Genomic DNA, 26,833 nt, shown 5'->3' with positions numbered 1-26,833 from the left:
TATACACGGTTTAAAAATTATTTAACTTTATCTCTAAAGTTATATAAAATATTAAGTTTTCAAACTTTCGTAAAATCATATTTTGGTTTTTCGCAAAAAATTAAATTCGTAAAATATTTCTAAAAATTAGTTCCCGTTCTTTTTATTAATTTTTTTAAACATTTATCAAAGTTTTAGTTTTTCTAAAATGTAAAATTGCAGTCCAGTTTTTCTATTCAAAAAATGTATTTAAAATTTAGAGCTGTTAAAATTTCCAATAAATAAATTTTTTCAAAGGATTTAAGAAAAATCTGTTAAATAAAATTTCTAAAAAAGTTAAAACAAAAAATTTGTATAAAAGTGTATAACACGCAAATCAACCCGACCGCTTCGCTCAATTCCGGTTTGGTTTGTAAATAAAAAGTTTGAAAGTTCATTAAAATTATTTGTTAAAATGAAGTACAATTCAGAAAAGTAAGTCGCAGTTTTTTGTAAAACAAAATTAAAAACTGCTCTTTAAAATAAACCATTCGTTATTTATTAAAATTGTAGTTATTGGCGTCGGGTTATTTGCCACGCCGTTATACACCAGTAAAAATATGTCAAATATTGAGTTAATAAAATATTTAGCATCAATTGATAAACCATTGTTTTTTGAAATTAATGATATAGTATTTCACAATAACCATCCACAAAAAGAAAACTTAGATTACTATTTAGAAAATATTGGTGATACCGAAATAAATGAAATTCTTTCAAATAAAGAATACAAATTATTTGGGAAACAAATGAAACTATTAAGTTGGAGTGATAATGCAAAAATCTCTTACGCAAAATTAAATTTAGATAAAGAGGTTGGAAGATTTCGTTTAGATTTTCTGTTGAATGATGATAGTAATCCCACTCCGCCTTATGATTTGTCAGAGTTTAGAGAAGTTGAAATTGACGATAATAAATTAATCTCAATTTCAAAAATGCATGAAATTCTTAAATCAAGTAAAAAAGTATTTCAAATTCTTTTAACATTACCCGTTCCAAATTCTATGTATTGGTGTGCAGGGCATTTATTTACTTTGAGTAAAACATGTGAGGTAAAAGTCAGATTGGATCCGTTTTTGGTTTTTGATAAAGATAGCTTTAGTCAAATGAACTATAGAATGTTCATTTATGGAAAACCTCCAGAGTTAAATTCATTTAATTCTTTAAAAGAGATAACCCATGTTAGATGGATGGATGATCGTTATGATTTTTCTCAAACACAATTTACAGATGCTGTGTGGATTCCAAAAGAAAATGAAGTACATATTATTTTTGAAGAAGTTCCCAAAACTAATTTTTATGATTGTCGTGCAAGCAGATATTTTCATACAATTTTTAATAAAGAAACTAATAAAATTGAACATTTTGATGGTGCAATAAGAATTTATAATAAGTCTGAGATTGAAAAAAGAATAAATTGTCACGTAAAAGACGTTGGAAAAATTGGTAAACGAGTTAAGGTTTTCCAGGTTGATTCTGAAGTTGATGTCGAAAAATGGAGTAATGTCGCATCATCGTTTTTTGTGTGGAATGAGGATTTGAAAAATTATTTTAGTAATTAAAAGGTGTATAACCAGCAAATCAACCCGACCGCTTCGCTCAATTCTGGTTTGGTTTGTAAACAAAAAGTTGGGAAGTTAATTTAAGTTTTTAGTTAAAGTTTAGTACAATTTTGTAGAGTTAGTCGCAGTTTTTTTGTTGACAAAATTAAAAACTGCTCTTTAAAATAAACCATTCGTTATTTAATAAAATTGTTGTTTTCGGCGGACGGGTTATTTGCCACGCCGTTATAGTACCTAAATATGCATAATCACGACAACACATACGAAGTAATAAAGTTATTGATTGCACCATTTGCTGGAGCATTATTTGCCTATTTATTTATTCGATTAGCAGAAAGAGTAAAAGCCAAGAAAGAAAAGAAAAAATCAAACATAAGAGCTTTAGGTAAAATTCAATTATTTGGCAATGAAAATTATAATTCATTATACGATACACTTTATAATATAGATCAGATTTTAGGTGTCATTAAATTAGCAAACGAAAAGTCACAAAATCCTTTTTCAGCAAATCGACTGGATAAAATATCGATTGATAAAGATATCATCCTAGATTTGCAAAGTGATGATTTTATTAATGAATATTTCTCTTACATTATCTTAGTAGATAGACATAATAATGATGTTACTAATATCAACCATTTCCACGAATCAATGAAAATGGCACGCTTAACTGGCCAGATAACCCCAGAGAATTATAACGAAAATATGTTACGATTTGCAGAAAGTCTTAAACTTTTTAGAAAATTTTGTGTTGACTCGATGGAAAGAACAGAATTCATAATTGCTCGTTGTAGAGTTCTCTTAAAAAAAGAGGCTTCCTTTTTTAGAAAAATATTCAAAAAAAATTATAAAGGTTATGATAAATCATTCCATAAAAAATATGATGCAGAACTGCTGTTACTTAAAAAAGAAATGGAAGAAATAAAAAAAAGTTCAAAAGAAAAATCAGATAAAATCGTTTCTTCTTAAAGGTACTATAACCAGCGCCTCAACCCGACCGCCGTTTTAGTTCGGCGATTTTGTGATTTTTGAAATTGTGTTTTAGTTATAGTTTGTTGTTCTAAGTGTTCGTTCTAATTAATTAACTTACAAACTGCACTTGCTGATGCAAGTTAAGTGCAGTTTGTTTAATCATTGGCATTTCGTTTTAGCTCTGCTTCCTTGTTATGGGCGGCGGGTTAGGCGCAACGCCGTTATACACGGTTTAAAAATTATTTAAAATTATCTTAAAAGTTTTGTAAAGTTTTAAGTTTTCAAACTTTTGTAAAATCATATTTTGGTTTTTCGTAAAAATATAAATTCGTAAAAAATTTCTTAAAATTAGTTTTCGTTCTTTTAATAATTTTTGTTTAACATTTTTCTAAGTTTTACATTTTTCAAAACGTAAAATTGCTGTTTTGGTTTTTCTATACAAAAAATGTATTTAAAATTTAGAGCTGTTTAAATATTTCGATAAATAAATGTTTTCAAAATGATTTAAGAAAATTCTGTTAAATAAATTATCAAAAAAGTTAAAACAAAAAATTTGTATAAAAGTGTATAACACGCAAATCAACCCGACCGCTTCGCTCAGTTTGGGTTTGGTTTGTAAACAGAAATTTGGAAAGTAAATTTTAGTTTTTTGTTAAAGTGAAGTTCAATTCAAAAAGTTTAGTCGCAAAGTTTGCTAAAGAAAAGTTAAACTTTGCTTTGGTAATTATAAAATTCGTTTTTAAATAAAATTGTTGTTTTTGGCGGACGGGTTATTTGCCACGTCGTTATGCGTCAATTTTAGGTGACATTATGAAAATATATTTTATCATTCTTTTATTACTTATTTATAATAAAACTTATTCTCAAGATTTTAATCTTCTTGGATTAGATAGTAATTTAGTATTAACAAAATATGAATCTGATTATTTTAATAATTCCTTTCAAAAGGAACGGAAATCTTTTGATTTTACAAATAAAAAATAGGATTTTTACTGGAACTGAAGGACAACATCTAATTACTAAAAGGGACTATTTTGATAGCATTAAAGATAGATTAGATAGGCAGTATGATAATTTGTCGTATGACCAATTAGTAATTTTAAATGAAGCAGAAAAAATTAAAAGTGGTGGTTTTGATGCAGTTATTTTTTCTTGGGTTAAACTTATAAGGATTTCAGCATCAGATACAAATCTTGAAAAATTGAAAAAACTTAATAAAAAAATAAATTAATAAACGCATAACAAACAAATCAACACGACCGCCGTTTTTGTTCGGCGGAATTTTGTAAAAAATTAGTTTGGAAGTTTAATTTAAGTTTTTTGTTAAAGTTTGTGCAATTCAGCAAATTAAAAAACAATGTTTGTGGCAAAAAGTTAAACATTGTTTTGTAAAAATAAAAATTCGTTATTTTGTAAAATTGTAATTATGGGCGGCGTGTTATTTGCCCCGCCGTTATACACGGTTTAAAAACTATTTAAAATTGTCTTTTAGGTTTTGTAAAAATTTTTGTTTTCAAACTTTTGTAAAATCGAATTTTAATTTTGTTGTAAAGTTTTCAAAAAGTTAATTTTTCCAAAATTTAGTTTTTCGTTCTTTTAATTATTTTTGTTAAACATTTTTCTAAGTTTTACATTTTTCAAAACGTAAAATTGCTGTTCATGTATTTCAATTCAAAAAATGTATTTAAAATTTAGAACTGTTAAAATATTTCAATAAATAAATGTTTTCAAAATGATTTAAGAAAAATCTGTTAAATAAAATTTCTAAAAAAAGTTAAAACAAAAAATTTATATAAAAGTGTATAACACGCAAATCAACCCGACCGCTTCGGTCAATTCCGGTTTGGTTTGTAAACAAAAAGTTTAAAAATAAATTATAGTTTTTTGTTAAAGTGAAGTGCAATTCAGAAAGTTTAAAAACAATGTTTTTGAAAAAAGTTAAACATTGTTTTGTAAAATTACAAATTCGTTATTTAGTAAAATTGTTGTTTCGGGCGGACGGGTTATTTGCCACGCCGTTATCCACAGCCTCTGCCGTTATCGTTACGCATTGGCTAAGCAAAGCAATGTCTCTTATATTTTGAGGAATAATATGAAACAAGAAATCCATTTCAATATGACTGAATTAGGAAATTTTATCATAGCTAACACTGAGTTTGTCCTTAAAGTCCAATCTAAGATTATCTCTAAATTGGAGGATAAAGAAGAAAACTCCATCTATAATGAGTTAATTAATGATTACCATCAATTTTTGGATTATTTGAAATATAATTTTCAAAACCACGAATAAAATTTTCCCTTTGTCCCATTGTCATTTTCGTGGTTATTAAAATATTTTTCTTAGAATTTTTGATTATTAAATAGTACAACCCAATTATAGCTAATAATATTAAGTAGTCCATTGCTTTGCTCCTATGGTTTTTTAATAATGCTTAGGCATAAAGCTGACCGTGTCTGAGCCTGTGGATAACGGCGCACGCTGCTATAAAATTTAAATGCTTTTTGCCTAAATTGATTTGTTGAAAGTTTTTTAATATCCACTATTTTGTTTCCACTTAAATAATATATTTTGTAAAATTTATATGATGCTAAATAATTAACGTCTCTACGCATTCAAATTTTTGATACTTTGGCTAATCGTACAGCAGTTTAGAATCTATCTGACGGCATCGCCTGTCAGATAACCAACTGCTCAAGCAGAATTAAGCAGCCAATCTGCTTAGCAGCGTGCGCCGTTATACACGGTTTAAAAATTATTTAAAATTATCTTAAAAGTTTTGTAAAGTTTTAAGTTTTCAAACTTTTGTAAAATCATATTTTGGTTTTTCGTAAAAATATAAATTCGTAAAAAATTTCTTAAAATTAGTTTTCGTTCTTTTAATAATTTTTGTTTAACATTTTTCTAAGTTTTACATTTTTCAAAACGTAAAATTGCTGTTTTGGTTTTTCTATACAAAAAATGTATTTAAAATTTAGAGCTGTTTAAATATTTCGATAAATAAATGTTTTCAAAATGATTTAAGAAAATTCTGTTAAATAAATTATCAAAAAAGTTAAAACAAAAAATTTGTATAAAAGTGTATAACACGCAAATCAACCCGACCGCTTCGCTCAGTTTGGGTTTGGTTTGTAAACAGAAATTTGGAAAGTAAATTTTAGTTTTTTGTTAAAGTGAAGTTCAATTCAAAAAGTTTAGTCGCAAAGTTTGCTAAAGAAAAGTTAAACTTTGCTTTGGTAATTATAAAATTCGTTTTTAAATAAAATTGTTGTTTTTGGCGGACGGGTTATTTGCCACGTCGTTAGGCAGCTTTATAAAACTATGAATAAAACATACTCAGAAAATATTGATGAACTTAAAATACTTTTAGATTATTCTTGGCAAAAGTATCATATTCAACATAATTTTTTTGAAAGTTTAGATTCTAAAAGTTCAAGATTAACTACTTTTATTGGAATTTTATTTACAGTTATTTCTGGATTTGTTTATCAAAGTCTAACATCTGAATTTTTCCAATCAATTAAAGAATTAAATTGTCATTATATTATTTGGCTTCTTTTAATTTTATTATTACTAATTGCAATTTCGACTTCGTTTTATTTTTCATTAAGTGCTCTTTCAATAAAAAAAGTAGTTGACCCTTCAAAAATTAATAAAGTTAAAAATTATTTAAGAAATATTGAAAAAACTGAAAAGCAAAGTCAAAGAAAATTAATTATTTATATAATTAATTCGTTATCAGATTCTGAAGAAAATGTTAGAGAAATAAATATTCAAAAATCAAAAAAGGTAAAATTAATTTCGATTTGGTTAAAAATTTCACTGTTTTTAGTTTTAGCAAATTTAGTTTTATATTCAATAATAATTTATTTAAAATAAAAAGAGGTTTGATATGACTGAAGAAATAAAATTTAACAATAGTTCAGATGACGAAGAAGTTAATGAAAATGATGACACTGAAGAAATATCAAATGATGATTGGGACATTCAACCTGAGAATGATATTCTTGAGAAAAGTGATAATGATGATAAATTAAGAAAATAATCTGCCTAACAAGCAAATCAACTTGACCGCCGTTTTTGTTCGGCGGAATTTGTAAATAGAAAGTTCGAAAGTTTTATTTAAGTTTTTTGTTTAAAGGGAACAATATTCAGAAAGTTAAGTCGCAATGTTTGTTATGGAAAAATTAAACATTGCTCTGGTAAATTTATCAATCGTTATTAAATAAAATTGTAGTGTTGGGCGGCGGGTTATTTGCAACGCCGTTATGTGTAATAAAATGGAGAAATTATGAGTGATGTTTTATTAAAAACTTCTTCTGTAAATTGGAATAAAAATCTCATAAATCTTTTTAAATCGAATGAACAATTTATTGTTGAAAATGATAATCAAATTGAAATGAATGAAATATTGATAAAAGTTAACAATGAAATTGAAAAAATATCTTTAACTAATTCACAACAAATTATAAGAAAAATATTACTTTTTATTTTACCAATCGCAGCAATATATTTTTCGTATGTTTTGATAAAAATATTATTAGATCCATTACTAAATCAAATTCCAAAGCAAACAATTATTTTAATTTTCTTTCCAACAATATTAATAATAATTACATCTATTTATTTTACAAATAAATTATTTATAACAAAGAAACCAATTGTTAAAGTAGAGAACAATAAAATTATTATTTCCAAAATGAAATATTAAAAATTACACATAACCAACAAATCAACCCGACCGCTTCGCTCGTTTGGGTTTTGTACAAAATAAAAGTTAGAAAGTAAATTTTAGTTTTTTGTAAAAGTGAAGTACAATTCTGAAAAGTGAGTCGCAGTTTTTGCCAAAGGCAAATTAAAAACTGCTTTGGTAATTTTACCAATCGTTATTAAATAAAATTGTTGTTTTGGGCGGACGGGTTATTTGCGCCGCCGTTATGCGTCAATTTTAGGTGACATTATGAAAATATATTTTATCATTCTTTTATTACTTATTTATAATAAAACTTATTCTCAAGATTTTAATCTTCTTGGATTAGATAGTAATTTAGTATTAACAAAATATGAATCTGATTATTTTAATAATTCCTTTCAAAAGGAACGGAAATCTTTTGATTTTACAAATAAAAAAATAGGATTTTTTACTGGAACTGAAGGACAACATCTAATTACTAAAAGGGACTATTTTGATAGCATTAAAGATAGATTAGATAGGCAGTATGATAATTTGTCGTATGACCAATTAGTAATTTTAAATGAAGCAGAAAAAATTAAAAGTGGTGGTTTTGATGCAGTTATTTTTCTTGGGTTAAACTTATAAGGATTTCAGCATCAGATACAAATCTTGAAAAATTGAAAAAACTTAATAAAAAAATAAATTAATAAACGCATAACAAACAAATCAACACGACCGCCGTTTTTGTTCGGCGGAATTTTGTAAAAAATTAGTTTGGAAGTTTAATTTAAGTTTTTTGTTAAAGTTTGTGCAATTCAGCAAATTAAAAAACAATGTTTGTGGCAAAAAGTTAAACATTGTTTTGTAAAAATAAAAATTCGTTATTTTGTAAAATTGTAATTATGGGCGGCGTGTTATTTGCCCCGCCGTTATAATGCAAATAAGAGATAAATATGAAAATAATATTGAAAATATTGATTGCTCAATTTATAATAATTATTTCTTTTTCTTGTAGTAATTCAGTTTCTCCAGAATTTGATGAAAGATTTGCAATTTATTTACTGAAAGAAGATTCATTACGAACAAATGATGTTGAAAACATATCAATCAATAAGCTAGAATTGAGATCAGAACCAATTTTGACATATGATGATATAGTATTGTATGATTTTGAAAATCATAAAGTTTTTCTTAGAAATAATCTTTCAAATTATCTTGGCAAAGATTCAACAAGAGTATTTTCTAAAGTTTTTGGTATACCATTCATTTTGGTTGCAAAAGGAGAAAGAATATATCTCGGATCATTTTTACCTATGTTCTCATCAATAGGGTTAAATACACCAACAATCTTAGACTATACAATAAACAAAATAGAAAAATCATTTATTATATCAAGTGGAGGAACTAATAAAAAATACGATGTAAGATTTGATTCAAGAATTTTATTGGTAATTGCGAAAAAACTTAAAAAATAAAAATGCATTATAACAAACAAATCAACCCGACCGCTTCGCTCAGTTCTGTTTTGGTTGTAAATAAATTGTTGGGAAGTAAATTTTAGATATTTGTTATAGTGAAGTGCAATTATGAAAAGTTAGTCGCAAAGTTTGATAAAGGCAATTTAAACTTTGCTTAAAAAATTTAATTAATCGTTATTTAGTAAAATTGTTGTTTTGGGCGGACGGGTTATTTGCCACGCCGTTATGTGTTTTAAAAAGAGAATCTTATGAAAACAAAATTATTGCAAGAATTTAGCTTTTATGATTATAATGAAATTCATATTGAATATGGTATACATTCAAATACTTATAAAAAGAATGAACTTTCTAAAATATTAAAATTAAAACCCCTTAGATATTTTAATAAAGGTGAAATTTATTTTGGAAAAGAATTAGATGAAGAATCTAAAAAAGTAAAAAAAGTAAAAAAGATTCGTCAGTTTACACTTTGGGTTTATTCCACTGAAAATAAAATTAAAGTTCAACGCTTCGAAAATCATGCTTTTTATTTACTAAAAAGAATTAGGAAAGTTAAAGATGAAATTAAGCAATTATTACAAGATTCAGAGAATACTCAAATATCTATTTTCGTTTATCTTAAAATAAATGAAAAATATTTTGGTTTAGGTGCTGAATCTGAATTACTAAAAGAGTTATTGGAATATTCAAATTATTTTGAATTCAGAAATATTAAATAAAACACATAACAAACAAATCAACCCGACCGCTTCGCTCAATTCCGGTTTGGTTTGTAAATCAAAAGTTTGAAAGTAAATTTTAGTTTTTTGTTAAAGTGAAGTACAATTTAGAAAAGTGTGTCGCAGTTTTTGTTAAAAGCAAAATAAAAACTGCTCTTTAAAATTTACCAATTGTTATTTAATAAAATTGTTCCGTCAGCTGACGGATTTGGGCGGACGGGTTATTTGCCACGCCGTTAGGCAACTTTATGAAAAAAATAATCATTCTAATATTTCTAAATTTGAACATTATTTTTCCTCAAAATAATGAACTTAATGAAGCCATATTATATTATCCTTTACATATTGGGGATTATTGGAAATATAGTCTAACTAAGTCTCACTTAGCCGGTTCTAATTATGAGCATGTTGGATATGCAAGTATTGAAATTGTTGGAGACACAGTTTTAGAAAATGGGAAAAGATATTTTCAAAAAAAGTTTGAGAATATGAACAACTATTATGTTCTAGACCATTTAAAAACAAAGTACTTAAGGATAGATTCAACCAGTGGAATAGTTTATGGTAAAAGTACAACAGATGATGAATATGTAGTTGATAGTTTATTAGCAAATATAGATGACTCTACACATTACTTCAGATTAGTTGACTTAACAACAAAAAATATTCTTGGAAATGAGAGACTAACAAAACGCTATATTCCATATTGGGTTTCAAGTTATGATTATTATGGATGGGAAATCTCACAAGGTTTAGGACTTACATACACCTATTATGGAGATGCTACTCAAATGGAAAAGTATGAATACGGCTTGGTATATGCAAAAATAAGTGGGAATGAATATGGAGAATTAGTTTCAGTGGAATTAGAAAAAACTATATCAAATAATTTTATATTGAACCAAAATTATCCAAATCCATTTAATCCTAATACAACAATAAGTTTTACTCTTAGAAAAGGACAGAATGTTAAATTAAAAATATATAATCCACTCGGGGAAATTATTGAAACATTAATTGATGACTATAAAAATCCCGGCTTTTATGAAGTCGAATTCAATGGAATTCAATATTCAAGTGGAATATATTATTATGTAGTTCAAAATGAGGATGTAACTTTAATTAGGAAAATGTTACTATTAAAATAGTTGCCTAACCAGCAAATCAACCCGACCGCTTCGCTAATTTGGCGGGAATTTGTAAATCAAAAGTTTGAAAGTAAACCTGCTTGCAGCAGGCAAGTTTTAGTTTTTTGTTAAAATGAAGTACAATTTATAAAAGTGAGTCGCAGTTTTTGCTAAAGAAAAATTAAAAACTGCTTTGTAAAACTTACCATTCGTTATTAAATAAAATAGTTGTTTAGGGCGGACGGGTTATTTGCGCCGCCGTTATAACACCATTAAAATATATAATGAATTGAGTATAAGTATTTTCAATACTGTTCACCAATACAAGGGGAATGAAAATGGCTACATTTTATTATGATAGTTTTTCAACTGATAATATTTATTCACAGTGGACAAAACACCTACAAACTCAATCTTATATCAAAGATATTGATGGGATTATTTCAAAAAACAAACAAGAACTTCAATTGACAATTCAATCAGCTTCTGCTGAACAGAAAGATGTCATACAAAAAGTATGTGGAAATCTTGAAGATGGGTTTGGGCTGATCAGTTCTCATCTTAATGATATCAAATATGAGTTAGGTGAATTAAGAAGTGAAATTAGTGCTATGTCTTCAATGCTAGATTGGAAACTTTCGATGCTAATTGAAGAACAGCGTCTCACAAATCAATTGTTAGGCAATATTGCACAACTTCTTAGAATACCAGATAGCCAAAAGCAGCGAGTCTATCATATTGAGCAAGGTTTAAAGTATTTCAAAAATGCAATTATTGAAGGTATTAGTAGTTCTTTTTACGACGATGCAATCGAGAGTTTTAAGGAAGCAGAAAGAATTGAACGTAAAGATTTTATTACATTAAATAGGATTGGACAAATTTTTCTTTTTTCAGAGAAACATATGAATATTCCTTTATCTGAGGAATATTTTTTAAAATCGGCAAGAGAAGCATTTGCTGAAGCTAATGTTGGTGGGACAACTACATCAAATAATTTATCCCCTTCTGGATATAATTCTATACAGTCATCACAAGATTATTTTAAGTCAGCAACAGCAGAAGCTTATCTTTATGCAAGTCGAACTTGTTACTTGCAACAAAAATTAACTGATGCAATAAAATATTCTGAAAAAGCATATGTGCTGATTCCCGATTTTATTGAAGCTGGATTTGAACAAGCAAAATACCTTGCAGCTAATGATCAAATTGAAGAATGCGTAAAAGTGTTAGAAACCGTTATAAAAAAAGATCGCTATTATTCTGTTAAAACTCTCTCGGATAGAGACCTTACTTCTAAACATTTGGTTCTTAAACTTCTTAAAAATTTCAAGGAGGGAACTATCTTAACCGCTCAAAACCGATATCAAAAATGTCAATCTATTATAAGCACAAATAGCAAAGCAAAAGAGGTTTTAGATATTATTGGTCATCAAATTAATAAGAATAACTATTTAGCTGGTATGTATGCTTTAGATTTGTTGGACAAGGATTATCAAATTCCATATCCAAATTATTCAATCGGAGGAACGAATATAAGAAATACAATAATAAATCGACCTATAAAAATAATTGATTTAATAAATAACGAGAATAAAAGTGCAAATGATTTAGAAGCACTTAAAGAGGAGCTTAAAAATATTTTTATTAAAGACAATGCTTCGACTGGAATGTTTTTGGGTGGAGCAATTGGTTTTGTTGTTGGATTTTTCAGAGGTTGTACCATAAGCACATTCTCTATGGATGTCGGCACTTGGTTTATAACAATTATTCTTAGTGCTGTAATTTGTGCTGGCATAGGTGCATTTTCCGGTTACATAAAATTAATAGAAGTACGTGAATATTAAAACAAAATCTTTCCTCCTAGTTTATAAGTATGTGTTATAACAAGCAAATCAACCCGACCGCTTCGCTCAATTCGGGTTTGGTTTGTAAACAATAAGTTTGAAAGTTTAATTTAAGTTTTTTGTTAAAGTGAAGTGCAATTAAAGGAAAAAGTGTGACGCAATGTTTGCAAGAAAAATTAAACATTGCTTTGGTAAATTTACCAATCGTTATTAAATAATATTGTGTTTTGGGCGGGCGGGTTATTTGCGCCGCCGTTATACCGTAAACAAAAAAAGGAGTAGATATGTCAAACGAAGAAGTATTATTCAATAGTGATACCCATAAGGTAACCGTTACTAACAAAAGATTAATATATGGTGAGGAAGTGACTAATATCGAATCTATTAAACATGCCTCTTGGTCTAATTCTGATGGTGCAAAAGAATATTTTCTTGCTGTTGTTTTTGGTGTGATTGGCCTCTGGTTAGTGACAACATTTAGTTTATGGAGTATTCTTGGTTTATTGTTATTAAGTAATCCAATTCTCGTATTCTTTGTGAAAAATAAATACTGGGTATTTATTTTTCTAAAATCTGGATCAACCATTGATGAAGGTACTGACAATAAACGAATGTTCCCAAAAGAAATTGCTATAAGTGTATCTGAGGCTGTAAATCTCGCTGTTAGTCGGTATCGTGTGGAAAATGACCCGCGAAAGGGATTGAATTTGTAATTGATGTAAATAGTCAATTTGATTTCAGTATGTTCTATTTAAAAGAATATAATGTGAAAATAAAGAATCTTCTTTATTTTAATTTTATTTACATCAAATATTGGTTATTTAATGATGCTAATTTTGCTAAAAAAAATAAGGTAATTATAACTATAATTTATAAATTATTTATTAAATCAAGGGAGTGCTATGAAAAAGATTGATACTCATGAATTTATAGCTTTTGAAATGGAATCTTTACAAATTCATAACAACAATATTATGGTAGAAATGGGTCATCGTGTCTGTGACAATTGTGGTCAGGATAAAGATACATCTGGCGGTAAGTCTTGTTCCAAAGGCCACTATATCTGTCATTCTTGTGCAAGTAGACATTTACATTGTCCGCTTTGTGGACATACTTTGAGATAGACTACTTTTAGTAACTTTGTTAATGAAAAATTTATAATGATTAAACAATTCTAATAAAAACGGTATAACAAACAAATCAACCCGACCGCTTCGCTAATTTGGGTTTGGTTTGTAAACAGAAAGTTGAAAAGTAAGTTTAAGGTTTTTGCAAAAGTGTAGTACAATTCAGAAAAGTAAGTCGCAGTTTTTGTAAAAGAAAAATAAAAACTGCTCTTTAAAATAAATCATTCGTTAATAAATAAAATTGCAATTATGGGCGGACGGGTTATTTGCCACGCCGTTATACATAATGAAAAAAATAAATATTATCATTTGGATTTTTCTTACAATTATTAGTATGTCATGTTGTTCAAAAAAAAATATTATAACATTTGATGAAAATGTAGATCCATCAAAATATGGGAACTTTGAGTTTTTAATTAATTCAACAAAATATAATTCAGAAACTAATATTTTAGAATTGAGCGGCAAATTAATAAATCAGAAAAACAAAGAAGCAGTTGTTGGAGCAAATTTACTTTTATCACCTAGAAAAGAAAATGTTGAAGGAACATCAACTGACTTAAAAGGGGAATTTAATCTTAACTTTGATTTATCAGAATATGATTCAATCGAAATATCATATGTTTTTTACAATAAAAAAATAATAAATATTCAAAATATTTATAATGAGTACATTAAGAAAAATTAATTATGTATAACCAACAAATCAACCCGACCGCCGTTCCGGCTTGGGTTTTGTGCATAATAAGAAGTTTGAAAGTAAATTCATGTTTTTTGTAAAAGTGTAGTGCAATTCAGAAAAGTAAGACGCAAAGTTTGCTAAAGAAAGTTAAACTTTGCTCTTTAAAATAAATCAATCGTTATTTAATAAAATTGTTGTTTAGGGCGTCGGGTTATTTGCCACGCCGTTATGCAATTAAAAAAACAAAAAAAATATGAATAATATCGAGGACGATTTTAAAATGAATTTAATGAAGTTTTTCTTTATAAATATTTTTTTCCCGTTAGTTTGTTTTGCAAATCAAACTGACACATTATTGGTTCGATTAAATAATGGAGGTAGATTAAAAGGAGAAATTACTTATACAAATCAACAATATTTAATTTTAAAAAATGAAAATATTGGAGAAAAGAAAATTTATTGGAATGAAATATCTTTTATTTCATCAATTGAAGTTTATGACTCGTTACAAGAAAATAAATCATTTATAGTTCTACCAGCTCCAAAAATTAAAAAAGAAACATTTTTAGAAAATTTGTCGGCAGAATTCATGATGGGTAAAGGATTTAATTATGAAAGATTTATTGGTTTTGGAGTCAGAGCAAATATTTTAATTTCAGATATATTTGAACTTGGAGCAACATCAATTTATCATTTGGGGATTCAAGATGTTTCATCATTGGATGGATATGGTACTTTATTTTTATGGGGACCAGAAATTGGAATTAGAATAGATACAAAAAATTTAGTTTTTGAACCAACTTTAAGTATTGGAGAAGGAACATATCAAGTTGGGAATGAAGTATCGACAAATCATTACGATATTAAATATATTGATACATCAACAAAAAGTGATTTTTATTTTTCACCGGGATTAGGTTTAAAAATAAAATATTATGAAATGTTAATAGGAGTTCGTTTTCAATATTTAGCAATTAATAATAGAAACACATTTGGGTTATATATTTCATTTGGTAAGTAAAATTGCATAACCAACAAATCAACCCGACCGCTTCGCTCGTGTGGGTTTGGTTTGTAAACAAAAAGTTTGAAAGTAAATTTAAGTTTTTTGTTAAAGTGAAGTACAATTCAGAAAAGTGAGTCGCAGTTATTGCTACAGACAAATTAAAAACTGCTTTGTAAAATAAACCAATCGTTATTTAGTAAAATTGAGTTTTTGGCGGACGGGTTATTTGCGCCGCCGTTAGCTGGATGGATATGACAAAAGAAGAAAAAATAGCTGAAATAAAATATTTTTTTGATTACTTCAGAAATCAAATTAATGTTATTGATGGACTTACAACAAATATTAAAGGTTCAGATAAACTTTATGTTGAAAAACAAACTTTATTAGTTAGTTTAATTGATAGCCTTTCAAATGCAAGATTTAACAAACAGAACTATCCTCAATTTGCAAGACGTCATAGAGAAAGATTTGTTAGATTACTAACTGAATATTCAGATTGGATTGAAGGAGAACTTGTCTCAGTTCCATTTCTATTTGATCATCTTAAAACAAAAAATTTGAATGGGTTGTTGTTTAATGAATTAAAATCTCTGATGGAGAAAAATGAATACAAAGGTAATTGGTTAAGAGCTTCTAAAATAGATTTATCAGTTTCCGAGCTGAATTCATATGCTTTAAATGAAAAAGAAGAAGAGGCAATATTATTTTATCAACATTTTTCAATTCTTTATAGATATCGAAATTATTTAGTACATGAAGCAAGAAAACCTGGTTACGGTATGGAATTTATGAGTTATGAGAAGGATTTCCCAATTTATCATTCATATATTAATGAACCTTCTTTACATTTGTTATATCCGATGGGAATGTTAAAAAAGATTATGACCAATTTATGTAATAATTTGGAACAGTACTTTGTAAGTAAATTAATTGATCCATATGATTTTATAGAAGATACTTTAAGATTTTAAAAAAACCAGCTAACCAGCAAATCAACCTGACCGCTTCGCTCAATTCCGGTTTGGTTTGTAAACAAAAAGTTGGAAAGTTCATTTAAGTTTTTTGTTAAAGTGTATTACACTTCAGAAAAGTGAGTCGCAAAGTTTGCTAAAGAAAAGTTAAACTTTGCTTCAAAAATTTAATCAATCGTTATTTAATAAAATTGTTGTTTAGGGCGTCGGGTTATTTGCCACGCCGTTATACCTTTTTGAAAAAATTTATTGAAAATATTAATAAATATGAATACATTAGAATACAATAAAATGATAATCATTCAAGGTAAATTAAATGTCTAAAACAATAACTCTTCGTTTAAGTGACGATAATTACAAAAAATATAAAAGACTTGCAGATAGAGATAATAGACCAATTTCAAATTTTATAGAAACAGCGGTAAAAAGATTTATTGAACATAATATTTATGTCGATGAATTTGAAATGGAAGAAATTAGAAATAATACTGAATTAAATAAAAGTATTAAAAAAGGTTTATCAGATATGAAATCAAAAAAGGGACAATTCGTTGATTAAATATAGAATTTTTGAAACGGATGAATTCATAAAGAAAATTGAAAAAGTTACAAAAAGTGATCAAGTATTCATTAAGAAAAAACTAACCGAATATATATTCCCTCAGTTAAAAGAAGAACCTCATTATGGAAATAACATTAAAAAGTTGGTTAATTACAATCCTGAAACATGGAGATATAGAATTGGAAAGTATAGATTATTTTATGTTATTGATGAAGAAGAAAAAATAATATATATACTTTCGATTGATCAAAGAAAAGATGCTTACTAAATATTAAAAATCTTTAAAGGTATAACCAGCAAATCAACCCGACCGCTCCGCTAATTTGGCGGGAATTTGTAAATCATAAGTTTGAAAGTTCATTTTAATTTATTGTTAAAGTGTAGTACAATTTAGAAAGGTGAGTCGCAGTTTTTTGCCAAGGAAAAATAAAAACTGCTCTTTAAAATAAACCATTCGTTATTTATTAAAATTGTAGTTATTGGCGTCGGGTTATTTGCTACGCCGTTATGTGTTAAAAAATGTTTATTGCTTAAGTCGTAATATAGAGCTAAATTAGAGATATTATTTAGACAAAAAGAAAGGTGTAAAATGAGAAATATATCAGTTTCAAGTGACATAATTCCAGTTGGACAATTTAAATCAAGTTTAGCAAAGTATTTAAAGGATTTACAAATTCGTAAAAATTCTTTAATCATTACACAAAATGGAAAACCAGCTGGAGTATTAGTTTCGCCAAAAGAGTTTGATGAACTCAGAGAAACAAAATTATTTATCGATTCAATTTCTAGAGGACTTGCTGATTCAGAAAATGGAGAAGTTTTAACAACTTCTCAAATAAGAACTGAATTGAAAAAACATAGATTTACAAAATAATTATGAAAATTTATTGGACAAAAGAATCTCTGCTCAATTTTCAAGAAATTGAAGATTTCATTTCTCAAGATAATCCTAATGCTGCAATTAAATTGACTGACAAACTAATTTCACTTGTTGAAGACTTAATAGAATTTCCAGAAAAAGGAAGAATAGTTCCAGAATTATCAATAAGTCAAATAAGGGAAATATTACACAAAAATTATAGAATAGTTTATTTAATTAAGAAAAATTCTATTGATGTTTTAACTGTGTTTGAAGGTCATAAATTGTTGGACATAGAAAACTTAGTTAATCAAATTAAAAGTAATTAACACATAACCAACAAATCAACCTGACCGCTTCGCTCAATTCTGGTTTGGTTTGTAAACAGAAAGCTTAGTTTTCAATTTTAGTTTTTTGTAAAAGTGAAGTGCAATTCAAAAAAGTAAGTTGCAAAGTTTGCTAAATAAAAATTAAACTTTGCTCTTTAAAATAAACCAATCGTTATTTAATAAAATTGTTGTGTTGGGTGGACGGGTTATTTGCCACGCCGTTAGGTGGCTATGAATCCAAGAAAAACAAAAATATTAATTTTAATATTTTTTATTCCATTCATTTTTCTTAGTTGTGGTGTTTTTAATGGGCTTTATAAAAACAACACTCGAATAATGATGGTGATGTTCGTAAGCCATTCTAAATTAAATTATTTAGAAGAAAATATATCTTGCTATTATAAAACCTATAATAGATTTCCAAAGGATGATATTGAATTAAATAATTTCCTTGATTCATTGAATTTTACTAGCAGAAGCGATTCAATTTTTTCTAAACTCGTATTAACTTCAATAAGTAAGCATTCTTTAAAATATAATTTTGAATTAATTCCTTTCTCTGAGCAAATTACTTCAAGCCCAAAGAATAATAATTTAGATTCTATAAAAGTCGATAAGTTCATTGGCGAATTAATATTTAACGATTCATTATTTATAGAAAATAAAAACAAATTGTTAGTTAAGTTGAAAATAGATTCTTTGTTAGCGACAAATTATGAAAATGAGGATAGTGTGAAATGCACAGAAAATGATTTGCATATATTTCAAGATTCTTCATTTGAAAATTTACTAAGCATTAATAGTTGTTGTACAAAATAAAACCACCTAACCAGCGCCTCAACCCGACCGCCGTTTTAGTTCGGCGAATTTGTAATTATTGGCGTTTGGTTTTTGTTAAGCATTTTGTTCTAAGTGTTCGTTCTAATTAATTAACTTACAGCCGTTTGCGTTGCTGACGCAATTTACGCAACGGCTGTTAAATATTTATCAGTTGTGTTTTACTCGGCTTCCTTGTTATGGGCGGCGGGTTAAGCGCAACGTCGTTATATGGCAAATAAGAAAATTGGTATTGCAAAATTAAGTATGTTTTTATAATATACAGCTGTATGAAAAATACTTTTGATAATATTGAAGGATTTCAATGGGATAATGGAAACATTGAGAAAAATTGGTTAAAACATCAAGTTTTACATATTGAATGTGAACAAATATTTTTCAATGAACCATTAATTGTTGCAGATGATGTTAATCATTCAGAAAAAGAAAATCGTTGGTTCGCTTTAGGAAGAACAGATTCAGATAGAAAAATATTTACTGTTTTTACAATAAGAAAAAACTTAATTAGAATAATTTCAGCAAGAGATATGAATAAAAAAGAGAAAAGAAAATACAATGAAGAAATTAAAAAATATTCCAAAATTTAAAACAGAAGAAGAAGAAAGAGAGTTTTGGTCAAAAAATGACTCTACAGAATATATTAATTGGGAGAAATCCAAATCGACATCTTTTCCAAATCTTAAACCATCCACAAGAACAATTTCATTAAGACTACCAGAATTTTTATTAAATGACTTAAAAATAATTGCAAATAAAAGAGATGTACCATATCAATCTTTAATAAAAATAATCTTAAAAGAAAAAATAGATTTTGAATTAAGAAATTCTGCTTAATATAAAAATGCCATATAACAAACAAATCAACCCGACCGCTTCGCTCAATTCCAGTTTGGTTTGTAAACAGAAAGTTTAGAAGTCAATTTTAGTTTTTTGTAAAAGTGAAGTGCAATTTAGAAAAGTTAGTCGCAGTTTTTTGTAAAACTAAATTAAAAACTGCTCTTTAAAATAAATCAATCGATATTTAATAAAATTGTTGTTATGGGCGGACGGGTTATTTGCGCCGCCGTTATACACGGCTTAAAATCAGTTTAAAATTGTCTTTTGGGTTTTGTAAAAATTTATGTTTTCAAACTTTTGTAAAATCAAATTTTAATTTTGTTGTAAAGTATTTAAAAAGTTATTTCTTCCAAAATTTAGGTTTTCGTTCTTTTAAATATTTTTGTTAAACATTTTTCTAAGTTTTACATTTTTCTAAAACTTAAAATTACTGTTCATGTATTTCAATTCAAAAATGTATTTAAAATTTAGAACTGTTAAAATATTTCAATAAATAAATGTTTTCAAAATGATTTAAGAAAAATCTGTTAAATAAATATTCTAAAAAAGTTAAAACAAAAAATTTGTATAAAAGTGTATAACACGCAAATCAACCCGACCGCTTCGCTCGTTTGGGTTTGGTTTGTAAATAGAAATTTTGAAAGTCAATTTTAGCTTTATGCTAAAGTGAAGTACAATTCATAAAGTTTTCAAAACAATGTTTGTGAAAAAAGTTAAACATTGTTTTGTAAAATTCTAAATTCGTTATTAATAAAATTAAATGTTTTTGGCGGACGGGTTATTTGCGCCGCCGTTATACACGGTTTGAAAATTATTTAAAATTATCTTTAAAGTTTTGTAAAATTTTATGTTTTCAAACTTTTGTAAAATCATATTTTAGTTTTTTGCAAAAATATAAATTCGTAAAATATTTCTAAAAATTAGTTTTCGTTCTTTTGAATATTTTTGCTAAACATTTTTCTAAGTTTTACATTTTTCAAAACGTAAAATTGCTGTTCAAGTTTTTCACTCAAAAAATGTATTTAAAATTTAGAGCTGTTAAAATTTTCAAATAAATTAATATTTCGTAAAAGATTAAAAAAAATCTGTTAAATAAATTTTCTAAAAAAAGTTAAAACAAAAAATTTGTATAAAAGTGTATAACAAGCAAATCAACCCGACCGCTTCGCTCTATTCTGGTTTGGTTTGTAAATAAAAAGTTTGAAAGTTCATTTTAGTAATTTGTTAAAGTGTAGTGCAATTCAGAAAAGTAAGTCGCAGTTTTTGTAAATGAAAATTAAAAACTGCTCTTTATAATAAATCATTCGTAATTTAATAAAATTGTTGTTTTTGGCGGACGGGTTATTTGCCACGCCGTTAGGCTACAAGAATGATAATAAAATATATTCTTATAATAAAATTCTTTAATTATCCAAATTTATGTGAGAGTTACATGGAATTTACAATTACATCCGCTGCGATTGCAACTTTAATATCTGCTTTAACTTCAGCTTTAGTAACTTTATTATTGAGTAACGACAATAAGAAAAGACATATTGATGATCAACTAGATGCAATAATCAAAATATCAATTCAATATCCTTACTTAGAAAGTTTAACTTTTACTACGACATGGATTCCTAATAAAAATTCTAATAAGGAAGAATATCTTCGATATGATGCTTACTGCATTTTATTGTTCAATTTTCTATCCCGTGTTTCGGCATTCTATAAATACGATAAAAAGAAAATTGAAAATTATATTGCAATTAAAGATTGGATCAGAATTCATAAAGATTATTGGCAGAATCCAGAAACATCTTATGAAAATATTGATAGTTATGATGAAAAGTTTAGAGAATTCATAAATTATTATTTAAAATGAAAGGAGAAATATGAAAAAGAAAATTTTACTTATTGGTAATAATAACGGATTGCCTGGAGTTCAAAAGGACTTTTTAAATTATCAGTCTTTTTTTATGAGCGAAATAGGTGGGAATTGGTATGAAAATGAAATTATTTCTAAAATGAACCCTAAAAAAAGTGATTTACAAGATGAAATTAAGAATCTTAAAAATAGTTACCTTGATTTTATTATTGTAATATTTAGTGGGCATGCTGGTCAAGAAAGAGAGACAATTTTAGAAATTAATGAAAAAAATGAAACTATTTATGAATCTGAATTAAAAAATATTTCAACACGCCAAATTACTATTTATGATTGTTGCAGAGCTTATTCATTAACTGAATTTTCTGAAAGTTATGACAGAGTCCTTTATAAGTCAGCTCATATTAGTTCTGAAATTAGACAATTATATGAAAAGCGAATAATGGAAGCTATACAACAACAAATAAGTCTATATGCTTGTTCTGTTGGAGAAACTGCAAACGACACTTCAGAAGGTGGAGTTTATTCAAAGAATTTACTTAAAGCAGCAAGATCAATAGATACAGATTTTATGTCAGTTGGAAAAGCACATGAGGTGGCAAAAATTTTGACAAAGAAAGAACAACCTAATCAAACTCCGGATGCAATACTACCAAGATGTTTGTCTAGTCAAGAATTAATCTTGAGTATTAATCCATCTTTGCGTAAAAGTAAATATTTTTAAATTATTATGTAGCCTAACAAACAAATCAACCCGACCGCTTCGCTCAATTGGGTTTGGTTTGTAAACAGAAAGTGTGAAAGTATATTTTAGTATTTTGTTAAAATGAAGTGCAATTTAGAAAAGTAAGTCGCAGTTTTTGTTAAAAGCAAAATAAAAACTGCTTTGTAAAATAAACCATTCGTTATTTAATAAAATTGTAGTTTTGGGCGGACGGGTTATTTGCCACGCCGTTATATTGCTAAGAAATTAAAGAAGTGATTTATAATTTCTTGCACTATGTAGAATTCTATGTACTAATATTGTTCTTTCTTCAATAGTGTAAAAAATAAGATAATTTTGAACAATTAAATATCTATATCCAAGATTTCGAATTTCTTCATCTCTTGGAATTCTTCCTAAGTTTGGATTTTCTGATAATAATTCTAAGTTCTTTTCAATTTTGTCAGCAAGTGAATTTGCAGCATTGAAATTATCGACTGCAATATAAGAAACAATTTCTGTGAAATCTTCTTCTGCAATTTTCAGAAGTTTAATTTGGTAATTATTTCCCGACATTAATTGATTTCCGAATATTAATCATAACTTGTTTAAGTGAAGTTCCAGAATCTCCATTAGCTTTTTGATTTTGGGCTACAGAAAGTTTAGAAAGAAGATTAAGTTTAAGTTGCATATTTGAATAATGATTTATTGACATAACAACCAAATCACCTTCACCATTTTTCGTTATGTAAATTGGTTCGTTAGAATTATGAGCTAATTCAGAAATCTCATTTGATTTGTTTCGCAAATCAGAAATTGGTTTAATTATTGGCATATTTACTCCAAAAAATATGTATCAAAAATATATCATAATTATGCTAAAGTCAATATTAAAAAATAGCAATATAACCAGCAAATCAACCCGACCGCCGTTCCGGCTTGGGTTTTGTGCAAAATAAAAGTTAGAAAGTAATTTTAAGTTTTTTGTTAAAGTAAAGTACAATTTAGAAAAGTGAGTCGCAAAGTTTGCTAAAGAAAAATTAAACTTTGCTCTTTAAATAAAACATTCGTTATTAAATAAAATTGTCGTTTTGGGCAGCGGGTTATTTGCGCCGCCGTTATGTGTTAAAAATGTTATTGTTTAAGTCGTAATTTAGCATTAAATTAGAGTTAAAATTTAGGCAAATAGAAAGGCATAAAATGAGAAATATATCAGTTTCAACTGACATAATTCCAGTAGGACAATTTAAGTCTAGTTTGGCGAAGTATTTAAAGGATCTACAAATTCGTAAAAATTCTTTAATTATTACGCAAAATGGAAAACCAGCTGGAGTTTTAGTTTCACCAAAAGAATTTGATGAACTCAGAGAAACAAAACTATTTATTGATTCAATTTCAAGAGGACTAGCAAATTCAGAAAATGGAGAAGTTTTATCTACTTCTCAATTAAGAACTGAATTGAAAAAACACAGAGTTATAAAATAAAAATGAAAATTAATTGGACAAAAGAATCACTTCTTAATCTTCAAGAAATTGAAGATTTCATTTCTCAAGATAATCCTAATGCTGCAATTAAATTAACTGACAAACTAATTTCACTTGTTGAAGACTTAATAGAATTTCCAGAAAAAGGAAGAATAGTCCCAGAATTATCTATAAGTCAAATAAGAGAAATATTACATAAAAATTATAGAATAGTTTATTTAATTAAGAAAAATTCGATTGATATTTTGACTGTGTTTGAAGGTCATAAATTATTGGACAAAGAAAACTTAGTTAATCAAATTAAAAGTAATTAACACATAACAAACAAATCAACTTGACCGCCGTTCTGGTTTGGAGGAAATTGTAAAAAATAAGTTTGGAAGTTTTATTTTAGTTTTTTGTTAAAGTGGAACAATGTTCAGAAAAGTGAGTCGCAGTTTTTACTGATTAAAATTAAAAACTGCTTTTGGTAAATTTATCATTCGTTATTAAATAAAATTTTAGTATTGGGCGGCAAGTTATTTGCCACGCCGTTATCCACAGCCTCTGCCGTTATCGTTACGCATTGGCAAGCAAAGCGATGTTATATAAAAATCATATAGGAATTTGATTATGGATTTAACCTTATTTATTACCTCCATAAATGGAGCTTTATCCATTATAAAAAATATTTCTGCATTGAAAACAGATGCCGAAGTTTCTTCTGCTAAAGTTGAATTAAATAATATCATTCTCACTCTCCAATCTAAGATGTCTGACTTCCAATCTTCTTATGACAATATTGTTCAAAGTAAAACAAAACTTGAACAAAAGATTATGAAGATGAAAAATTGGAATCGCACAAAGGAGAAATATGTATTGTATAATATAGCTTTCGGTTCTTTTGTCTATATCCTTGAGGAAAGTGTGCAATCTCCCCAAACTACTCATTGGCTTTGTACGAATTGTTTCAACAATGAGGCGAAGGAATCTATTTTGCAAATTCAAAAAAAAGGAAACATCCCTAATCATATTTATTATTGTCCCCAATGTAAAAATGAGATAATAATTGAAAATCAAAATTATAAGTATGAACCACACGTCAATAGCCGACGTATAAAAAATGATTGGAACGTTTTTGACTATTGAATTTAACATCGCTTTGCTCCTATGGTTTTTAGATAACGATTAGGCAAATAACTGACCGTGTCTGAGCCTGTGGATAACGGCGCACGCTGCTAAAAAATTTTAATGCTTTTTGCCTAAATTTATTTGTTGAAAGTTTTTTAATATCCACTATTTTGTTTCCACTTAAATAATATATTTTGTAAAATTTATATGATGCTGAATAATTAACGTCTTTACGCATTCAAATTTTTGATACTTTAGCTAACCTTACAGCAGTTGTAAACTATCCATCGCCAGAGGCTATGGATAACCAACTGCTCAAGCAGAATTAAGCAGCCAATCTGCTTAGCAGCGTGCGCCGTTATATAGCATATTTGGAGATTATATATGAAGAATATAATTCTAATCGTTTTTATGATTATAATATTTTCATGCAAGAGTGAAAACTCAGAAATTAATTCTGTCAATTATCCAGAAATTGATACTTCGACTCCAGATAAAACTGTTAAATCTTATTTAAAATATTCTACATGGATTGATACAAGTTCAATTAATATTCTGCAAAAATTTTTGTTAGAAAATCGTTTAAAATTATATTCCACTTTTATAAAAGAAGCTTCAGATACTTTAAAAAACATTGAAAATGATCGTTTAAAAAAGAATATGAAAATATTTTCAGAAAACAATTCAATTGATAATGTTGAAATTCAGAGTGATTCAAGAGCAATTGTTATTGTAAAAACAAATAGTATGACTTCTGGTTTGGATCATGAAAAAGTATTAATTATGGAAAAGTATACTTTAACAAAAATTGATATAGATTGGTTAATTGAAAATATAGAAAGTACTTGTTATTCTTGTGATGGAACTGGGAAAAATCATAACTATACAACTTCTTTATATTTAAAACATGAAGAAAAATGTGAAAATTGTGGTGGTGATGGTTGGCAAAATAGTATTTACCAAAACAAATAAAATAAATGCTATATAACAAACAAATCAACCCGACCGCTTCGCTCAATACTGGTTTGGTTTGTAAACAGAAAGTTGGAAAGTTAATTTTAGTTTTTTTGTAAAAGTGTAGAACAATTCAGAAAAGTGAGTCGCAGTTTTTGCTGATGAAAAATAAAAACTGCTCTTTAAATAAATCATTCGTTATTAAATAAAATTGTAGTTTTTGGCGGACGGGTTATTTGCGCCGCCGTTATATGCTTAATAAAATCGGAGTTTAAAATTGAAAAAGAAAAATAATTTACTTTTAATTCTTATATGTATTCTACTTCTGTTCAATTATTCTTGGGTTTATCCTTGTACGACATTCGTTTTAAAAAATGATAGAAGTCTTCTATTTGGCAGAAACCTTGATTGGCATATCGGCACTGGACTATTAATTACTAATCAAAGAAATATTGAAAAAGTAGCTTTGGTTGATTCAGTTGAAAATCCAATTAAGTGGATTTCAAAATATGGAAGTATAACATTTAATCAAGTAGGGAGAGACCTTCCATATGGAGGAATGAATGAAGTCGGTTTGGTTGTCGAACATATGTCATTACCAAAAACAAAGTATCCAGCAAAGGATAATCGTCAATCAATACAAGCTTGTCAATGGATACAATATCAACTCGATAATTGCGCTACAATTGAAGATGTAATTAATAGTGATAAGTTTTTAAGAATTGTTGATAAAATATCGTTATTTCATTTTCTCATTTGCGATAGACTAGGAAACGTTGCAGTAATAGAATTTTTGAACGGCACAATGGTAGTAAAAGCTGGAGAGCAGCTTTCCTTGGCAGCGTTGGCTAATAGCACTTATGAGGAATCGATAACATCTTTTGTCACAAAAGCAAACACCACTTATGATAGGTCATTATATAACTTTTGCACAGCTTCCAAGATGATTGAGAATTATTCAAGTAATAAAGTTAGTGATGATATTGCTTATTCATTTGATATTCTAAAATCTGTTGCACAAGGTTACAGCACTAAGTGGAGTATAGTATATGACATTAAAAATCTGAAAGTATATTTTAAGATTTTTGAAACACCTACTATAATAGAAACC

The 26,833-nt window shown here is 27.4% G+C and carries 34 protein-coding genes; 31 read left to right on the top strand and 3 right to left on the bottom strand.

From position 1 onward, the window contains the following. Positions 1–578 precede the first annotated feature (578 nt). From IPH62_00170 to IPH62_00155, 4 genes are all read left to right on the top strand, one after another. Complete coding sequence (locus tag IPH62_00170) at positions 579–1,580, top strand: hypothetical protein (GenBank protein MBK7103687.1); 1,002 nt, start codon at positions 579–581, stop codon at positions 1,578–1,580. A gap of 279 nt (positions 1,581–1,859) precedes the next feature. Continuing rightward, positions 1,860–2,549 (top strand): hypothetical protein, encoded by a 690-nt coding sequence (locus IPH62_00165; protein MBK7103686.1) that lies wholly within the window; start codon positions 1,860–1,862, stop codon positions 2,547–2,549. Between the two features lie 813 nt (positions 2,550–3,362). After that, the gene (locus IPH62_00160; protein MBK7103685.1) at positions 3,363–3,536 is read left to right on the top strand and encodes a hypothetical protein; all 174 of its coding nucleotides are present in this window, start codon (positions 3,363–3,365) and stop codon (positions 3,534–3,536) included. Continuing rightward, entirely contained in the window at positions 3,514–3,783 is a 270-nt protein-coding gene (locus IPH62_00155) for a hypothetical protein (protein MBK7103684.1), read from the top strand. The genes IPH62_00160 and IPH62_00155 overlap by 23 nt, the downstream gene beginning before the upstream one ends. Before the next feature lie 1,000 nt (positions 3,784–4,783). Here IPH62_00155 and IPH62_00150 read toward each other — a convergent pair. Then, positions 4,784–4,954, bottom strand: coding sequence for a hypothetical protein (locus IPH62_00150; protein ID MBK7103683.1), 171 nt, complete (start codon positions 4,952–4,954; stop codon positions 4,784–4,786). Positions 4,955–5,871: 917 nt separating this feature from the next. Between IPH62_00150 and IPH62_00145 the strand changes: the two genes are divergently transcribed. The 22 genes from IPH62_00145 (at position 5,872) to IPH62_00040 (ending at position 22,194) form a co-directional block, all read left to right on the top strand. Next, positions 5,872–6,429, top strand: coding sequence for a hypothetical protein (locus tag IPH62_00145; GenBank protein MBK7103682.1), 558 nt, complete (start codon positions 5,872–5,874; stop codon positions 6,427–6,429). A gap of 13 nt (positions 6,430–6,442) precedes the next feature. Continuing rightward, positions 6,443–6,595, top strand: coding sequence for a hypothetical protein (locus IPH62_00140; protein ID MBK7103681.1), 153 nt, complete (start codon positions 6,443–6,445; stop codon positions 6,593–6,595). Between the two features lie 246 nt (positions 6,596–6,841). Continuing rightward, positions 6,842–7,261 carry a hypothetical protein gene (locus IPH62_00135; GenBank protein ID MBK7103680.1) on the top strand — a complete coding sequence of 140 codons (420 nt, stop codon included), beginning with the start codon at positions 6,842–6,844 and terminating at the stop codon, positions 7,259–7,261. Positions 7,262–7,510: 249 nt separating this feature from the next. Further along, positions 7,511–7,870, top strand: a complete 360-nt coding sequence (locus IPH62_00130) for a hypothetical protein (GenBank protein ID MBK7103679.1) — start codon at positions 7,511–7,513, stop codon at positions 7,868–7,870. A 308-nt stretch (positions 7,871–8,178) separates the two neighbouring features. Continuing rightward, entirely contained in the window at positions 8,179–8,700 is a 522-nt protein-coding gene (locus IPH62_00125; GenBank protein MBK7103678.1) for a hypothetical protein, read from the top strand. A gap of 251 nt (positions 8,701–8,951) precedes the next feature. Continuing rightward, positions 8,952–9,422 carry a DUF4279 domain-containing protein gene (locus tag IPH62_00120; protein MBK7103677.1) on the top strand — a complete coding sequence of 157 codons (471 nt, stop codon included), beginning with the start codon at positions 8,952–8,954 and terminating at the stop codon, positions 9,420–9,422. A gap of 248 nt (positions 9,423–9,670) precedes the next feature. Then, positions 9,671–10,570: a T9SS type A sorting domain-containing protein gene (locus IPH62_00115; GenBank protein MBK7103676.1), complete on the top strand. Its 900-nt coding sequence runs from the start codon at positions 9,671–9,673 to the stop codon at positions 10,568–10,570. Positions 10,571–10,887: 317 nt separating this feature from the next. Beyond that, on the top strand, positions 10,888–12,393 hold the full coding sequence (locus tag IPH62_00110) for a hypothetical protein (GenBank protein MBK7103675.1): 1,506 nt from the start codon (positions 10,888–10,890) through the stop codon (positions 12,391–12,393). A 284-nt stretch (positions 12,394–12,677) separates the two neighbouring features. Beyond that, on the top strand, positions 12,678–13,106 hold the full coding sequence (locus tag IPH62_00105) for a hypothetical protein (GenBank protein ID MBK7103674.1): 429 nt from the start codon (positions 12,678–12,680) through the stop codon (positions 13,104–13,106). 189 nt (positions 13,107–13,295) lie between these two features. Further along, positions 13,296–13,517: a hypothetical protein gene (locus tag IPH62_00100; GenBank protein ID MBK7103673.1), complete on the top strand. Its 222-nt coding sequence runs from the start codon at positions 13,296–13,298 to the stop codon at positions 13,515–13,517. Between the two features lie 289 nt (positions 13,518–13,806). Beyond that, the gene (locus IPH62_00095) at positions 13,807–14,208 is read left to right on the top strand and encodes a carboxypeptidase-like regulatory domain-containing protein (GenBank protein MBK7103672.1); all 402 of its coding nucleotides are present in this window, start codon (positions 13,807–13,809) and stop codon (positions 14,206–14,208) included. Between the two features lie 247 nt (positions 14,209–14,455). Further along, entirely contained in the window at positions 14,456–15,223 is a 768-nt protein-coding gene (locus IPH62_00090; protein MBK7103671.1) for a hypothetical protein, read from the top strand. Positions 15,224–15,459: 236 nt separating this feature from the next. After that, positions 15,460–16,179, top strand: a complete 720-nt coding sequence (locus IPH62_00085) for a hypothetical protein (protein MBK7103670.1) — start codon at positions 15,460–15,462, stop codon at positions 16,177–16,179. A gap of 316 nt (positions 16,180–16,495) precedes the next feature. Further along, positions 16,496–16,738: a CopG family transcriptional regulator gene (locus IPH62_00080; GenBank protein ID MBK7103669.1), complete on the top strand. Its 243-nt coding sequence runs from the start codon at positions 16,496–16,498 to the stop codon at positions 16,736–16,738. Then, positions 16,731–17,009, top strand: coding sequence for a type II toxin-antitoxin system RelE/ParE family toxin (locus IPH62_00075; GenBank protein ID MBK7103668.1), 279 nt, complete (start codon positions 16,731–16,733; stop codon positions 17,007–17,009). The genes IPH62_00080 and IPH62_00075 overlap by 8 nt, the downstream gene beginning before the upstream one ends. Before the next feature lie 321 nt (positions 17,010–17,330). Further along, the gene (locus tag IPH62_00070; GenBank protein MBK7103667.1) at positions 17,331–17,615 is read left to right on the top strand and encodes a type II toxin-antitoxin system Phd/YefM family antitoxin; all 285 of its coding nucleotides are present in this window, start codon (positions 17,331–17,333) and stop codon (positions 17,613–17,615) included. 2 nt (positions 17,616–17,617) lie between these two features. Next, positions 17,618–17,929, top strand: coding sequence for a type II toxin-antitoxin system RelE/ParE family toxin (locus IPH62_00065; protein MBK7103666.1), 312 nt, complete (start codon positions 17,618–17,620; stop codon positions 17,927–17,929). A 339-nt stretch (positions 17,930–18,268) separates the two neighbouring features. Beyond that, positions 18,269–18,748 (top strand): hypothetical protein, encoded by a 480-nt coding sequence (locus IPH62_00060; protein ID MBK7103665.1) that lies wholly within the window; start codon positions 18,269–18,271, stop codon positions 18,746–18,748. A gap of 287 nt (positions 18,749–19,035) precedes the next feature. Continuing rightward, positions 19,036–19,353 carry a BrnT family toxin gene (locus IPH62_00055; protein MBK7103664.1) on the top strand — a complete coding sequence of 106 codons (318 nt, stop codon included), beginning with the start codon at positions 19,036–19,038 and terminating at the stop codon, positions 19,351–19,353. Continuing rightward, positions 19,322–19,600 carry a BrnA antitoxin family protein gene (locus IPH62_00050; GenBank protein MBK7103663.1) on the top strand — a complete coding sequence of 93 codons (279 nt, stop codon included), beginning with the start codon at positions 19,322–19,324 and terminating at the stop codon, positions 19,598–19,600. Before IPH62_00055 ends, IPH62_00050 begins: the two co-directional genes overlap by 32 nt. A 1,435-nt stretch (positions 19,601–21,035) precedes the next feature. Continuing rightward, positions 21,036–21,467, top strand: coding sequence for a hypothetical protein (locus IPH62_00045; GenBank protein MBK7103662.1), 432 nt, complete (start codon positions 21,036–21,038; stop codon positions 21,465–21,467). A gap of 10 nt (positions 21,468–21,477) precedes the next feature. Continuing rightward, positions 21,478–22,194 carry a caspase family protein gene (locus IPH62_00040; GenBank protein MBK7103661.1) on the top strand — a complete coding sequence of 239 codons (717 nt, stop codon included), beginning with the start codon at positions 21,478–21,480 and terminating at the stop codon, positions 22,192–22,194. A 246-nt stretch (positions 22,195–22,440) separates the two neighbouring features. Here IPH62_00040 and IPH62_00035 read toward each other — a convergent pair whose 3' ends face one another. After that, a complete protein-coding gene (locus tag IPH62_00035) occupies positions 22,441–22,749 on the bottom strand; it encodes a type II toxin-antitoxin system RelE/ParE family toxin (protein MBK7103660.1) in 309 nt (102 codons plus the stop codon). Beyond that, positions 22,736–23,008, bottom strand: a complete 273-nt coding sequence (locus IPH62_00030) for a type II toxin-antitoxin system Phd/YefM family antitoxin (protein ID MBK7103659.1) — start codon at positions 23,006–23,008, stop codon at positions 22,736–22,738. Before IPH62_00030 ends, IPH62_00035 begins: the two co-directional genes overlap by 14 nt. 365 nt (positions 23,009–23,373) lie before the next feature. Between IPH62_00030 and IPH62_00025 the strand changes: the two genes are divergently transcribed. The 5 genes from IPH62_00025 to IPH62_00005 all read left to right on the top strand — a co-directional run. Then, positions 23,374–23,658 carry a type II toxin-antitoxin system Phd/YefM family antitoxin gene (locus IPH62_00025; protein ID MBK7103658.1) on the top strand — a complete coding sequence of 95 codons (285 nt, stop codon included), beginning with the start codon at positions 23,374–23,376 and terminating at the stop codon, positions 23,656–23,658. Positions 23,659–23,660: 2 nt separating this feature from the next. Next, positions 23,661–23,972 carry a type II toxin-antitoxin system RelE/ParE family toxin gene (locus tag IPH62_00020; protein ID MBK7103657.1) on the top strand — a complete coding sequence of 104 codons (312 nt, stop codon included), beginning with the start codon at positions 23,661–23,663 and terminating at the stop codon, positions 23,970–23,972. A 298-nt stretch (positions 23,973–24,270) separates the two neighbouring features. Further along, positions 24,271–24,786 carry a hypothetical protein gene (locus IPH62_00015; protein MBK7103656.1) on the top strand — a complete coding sequence of 172 codons (516 nt, stop codon included), beginning with the start codon at positions 24,271–24,273 and terminating at the stop codon, positions 24,784–24,786. A gap of 366 nt (positions 24,787–25,152) precedes the next feature. Then, positions 25,153–25,740: a hypothetical protein gene (locus IPH62_00010; protein ID MBK7103655.1), complete on the top strand. Its 588-nt coding sequence runs from the start codon at positions 25,153–25,155 to the stop codon at positions 25,738–25,740. 259 nt (positions 25,741–25,999) lie between these two features. Then, a partial coding sequence (locus tag IPH62_00005; protein ID MBK7103654.1) for a linear amide C-N hydrolase occupies positions 26,000–26,833 on the top strand: 834 nt, incomplete at its 3' end.

The organism is Ignavibacteriota bacterium (genome assembly GCA_016708125.1).
In the GTDB taxonomy this organism is placed as follows: domain Bacteria; phylum Bacteroidota; class Ignavibacteria; order Ignavibacteriales; family Melioribacteraceae.
Note: the sequence above shows the minus strand (reverse complement) of the source record. Positions and strands in the feature narration are given on the sequence as shown.

Excerpts from the sequence above, each read along its gene's own strand:
- IPH62_00035 (MBK7103660.1), bottom strand. The coding sequence starts at position 22,749 with ATGTCGGGAAATAATTACCAAATTAAACTTCTGAAAATTGCAGAAGAA.
- IPH62_00040 (MBK7103661.1), top strand. The coding sequence starts at position 21,478 with ATGAAAAAGAAAATTTTACTTATTGGTAATAATAACGGATTGCCTGGA.
- IPH62_00065 (MBK7103666.1), top strand. The coding sequence starts at position 17,618 with ATGAAAATTTATTGGACAAAAGAATCTCTGCTCAATTTTCAAGAAATT.
- IPH62_00140 (MBK7103681.1), top strand. The coding sequence starts at position 6,443 with ATGACTGAAGAAATAAAATTTAACAATAGTTCAGATGACGAAGAAGTT.
- IPH62_00080 (MBK7103669.1), top strand. The coding sequence starts at position 16,496 with ATGTCTAAAACAATAACTCTTCGTTTAAGTGACGATAATTACAAAAAA.
- IPH62_00095 (MBK7103672.1), top strand. The coding sequence starts at position 13,807 with ATGAAAAAAATAAATATTATCATTTGGATTTTTCTTACAATTATTAGT.
- IPH62_00090 (MBK7103671.1), top strand. The coding sequence starts at position 14,456 with ATGAATAATATCGAGGACGATTTTAAAATGAATTTAATGAAGTTTTTC.
- IPH62_00115 (MBK7103676.1), top strand. The coding sequence starts at position 9,671 with ATGAAAAAAATAATCATTCTAATATTTCTAAATTTGAACATTATTTTT.
- IPH62_00100 (MBK7103673.1), top strand. The coding sequence starts at position 13,296 with ATGAAAAAGATTGATACTCATGAATTTATAGCTTTTGAAATGGAATCT.
- IPH62_00070 (MBK7103667.1), top strand. The coding sequence starts at position 17,331 with ATGAGAAATATATCAGTTTCAAGTGACATAATTCCAGTTGGACAATTT.
- IPH62_00150 (MBK7103683.1), bottom strand. The coding sequence starts at position 4,954 with ATGGACTACTTAATATTATTAGCTATAATTGGGTTGTACTATTTAATA.
- IPH62_00135 (MBK7103680.1), top strand. The coding sequence starts at position 6,842 with ATGAGTGATGTTTTATTAAAAACTTCTTCTGTAAATTGGAATAAAAAT.
- IPH62_00085 (MBK7103670.1), top strand. The coding sequence starts at position 15,460 with ATGACAAAAGAAGAAAAAATAGCTGAAATAAAATATTTTTTTGATTAC.
- IPH62_00105 (MBK7103674.1), top strand. The coding sequence starts at position 12,678 with ATGTCAAACGAAGAAGTATTATTCAATAGTGATACCCATAAGGTAACC.
- IPH62_00120 (MBK7103677.1), top strand. The coding sequence starts at position 8,952 with ATGAAAACAAAATTATTGCAAGAATTTAGCTTTTATGATTATAATGAA.
- IPH62_00055 (MBK7103664.1), top strand. The coding sequence starts at position 19,036 with ATGAAAAATACTTTTGATAATATTGAAGGATTTCAATGGGATAATGGA.
- IPH62_00160 (MBK7103685.1), top strand. The coding sequence starts at position 3,363 with ATGAAAATATATTTTATCATTCTTTTATTACTTATTTATAATAAAACT.
- IPH62_00050 (MBK7103663.1), top strand. The coding sequence starts at position 19,322 with ATGAAGAAATTAAAAAATATTCCAAAATTTAAAACAGAAGAAGAAGAA.
- IPH62_00020 (MBK7103657.1), top strand. The coding sequence starts at position 23,661 with ATGAAAATTAATTGGACAAAAGAATCACTTCTTAATCTTCAAGAAATT.
- IPH62_00110 (MBK7103675.1), top strand. The coding sequence starts at position 10,888 with ATGGCTACATTTTATTATGATAGTTTTTCAACTGATAATATTTATTCA.
- IPH62_00015 (MBK7103656.1), top strand. The coding sequence starts at position 24,271 with ATGGATTTAACCTTATTTATTACCTCCATAAATGGAGCTTTATCCATT.
- IPH62_00170 (MBK7103687.1), top strand. The coding sequence starts at position 579 with ATGTCAAATATTGAGTTAATAAAATATTTAGCATCAATTGATAAACCA.
- IPH62_00125 (MBK7103678.1), top strand. The coding sequence starts at position 8,179 with ATGAAAATAATATTGAAAATATTGATTGCTCAATTTATAATAATTATT.
- IPH62_00145 (MBK7103682.1), top strand. The coding sequence starts at position 5,872 with ATGAATAAAACATACTCAGAAAATATTGATGAACTTAAAATACTTTTA.
- IPH62_00045 (MBK7103662.1), top strand. The coding sequence starts at position 21,036 with ATGGAATTTACAATTACATCCGCTGCGATTGCAACTTTAATATCTGCT.
- IPH62_00060 (MBK7103665.1), top strand. The coding sequence starts at position 18,269 with ATGGTGATGTTCGTAAGCCATTCTAAATTAAATTATTTAGAAGAAAAT.
- IPH62_00025 (MBK7103658.1), top strand. The coding sequence starts at position 23,374 with ATGAGAAATATATCAGTTTCAACTGACATAATTCCAGTAGGACAATTT.
- IPH62_00010 (MBK7103655.1), top strand. The coding sequence starts at position 25,153 with ATGAAGAATATAATTCTAATCGTTTTTATGATTATAATATTTTCATGC.
- IPH62_00030 (MBK7103659.1), bottom strand. The coding sequence starts at position 23,008 with ATGCCAATAATTAAACCAATTTCTGATTTGCGAAACAAATCAAATGAG.
- IPH62_00130 (MBK7103679.1), top strand. The coding sequence starts at position 7,511 with ATGAAAATATATTTTATCATTCTTTTATTACTTATTTATAATAAAACT.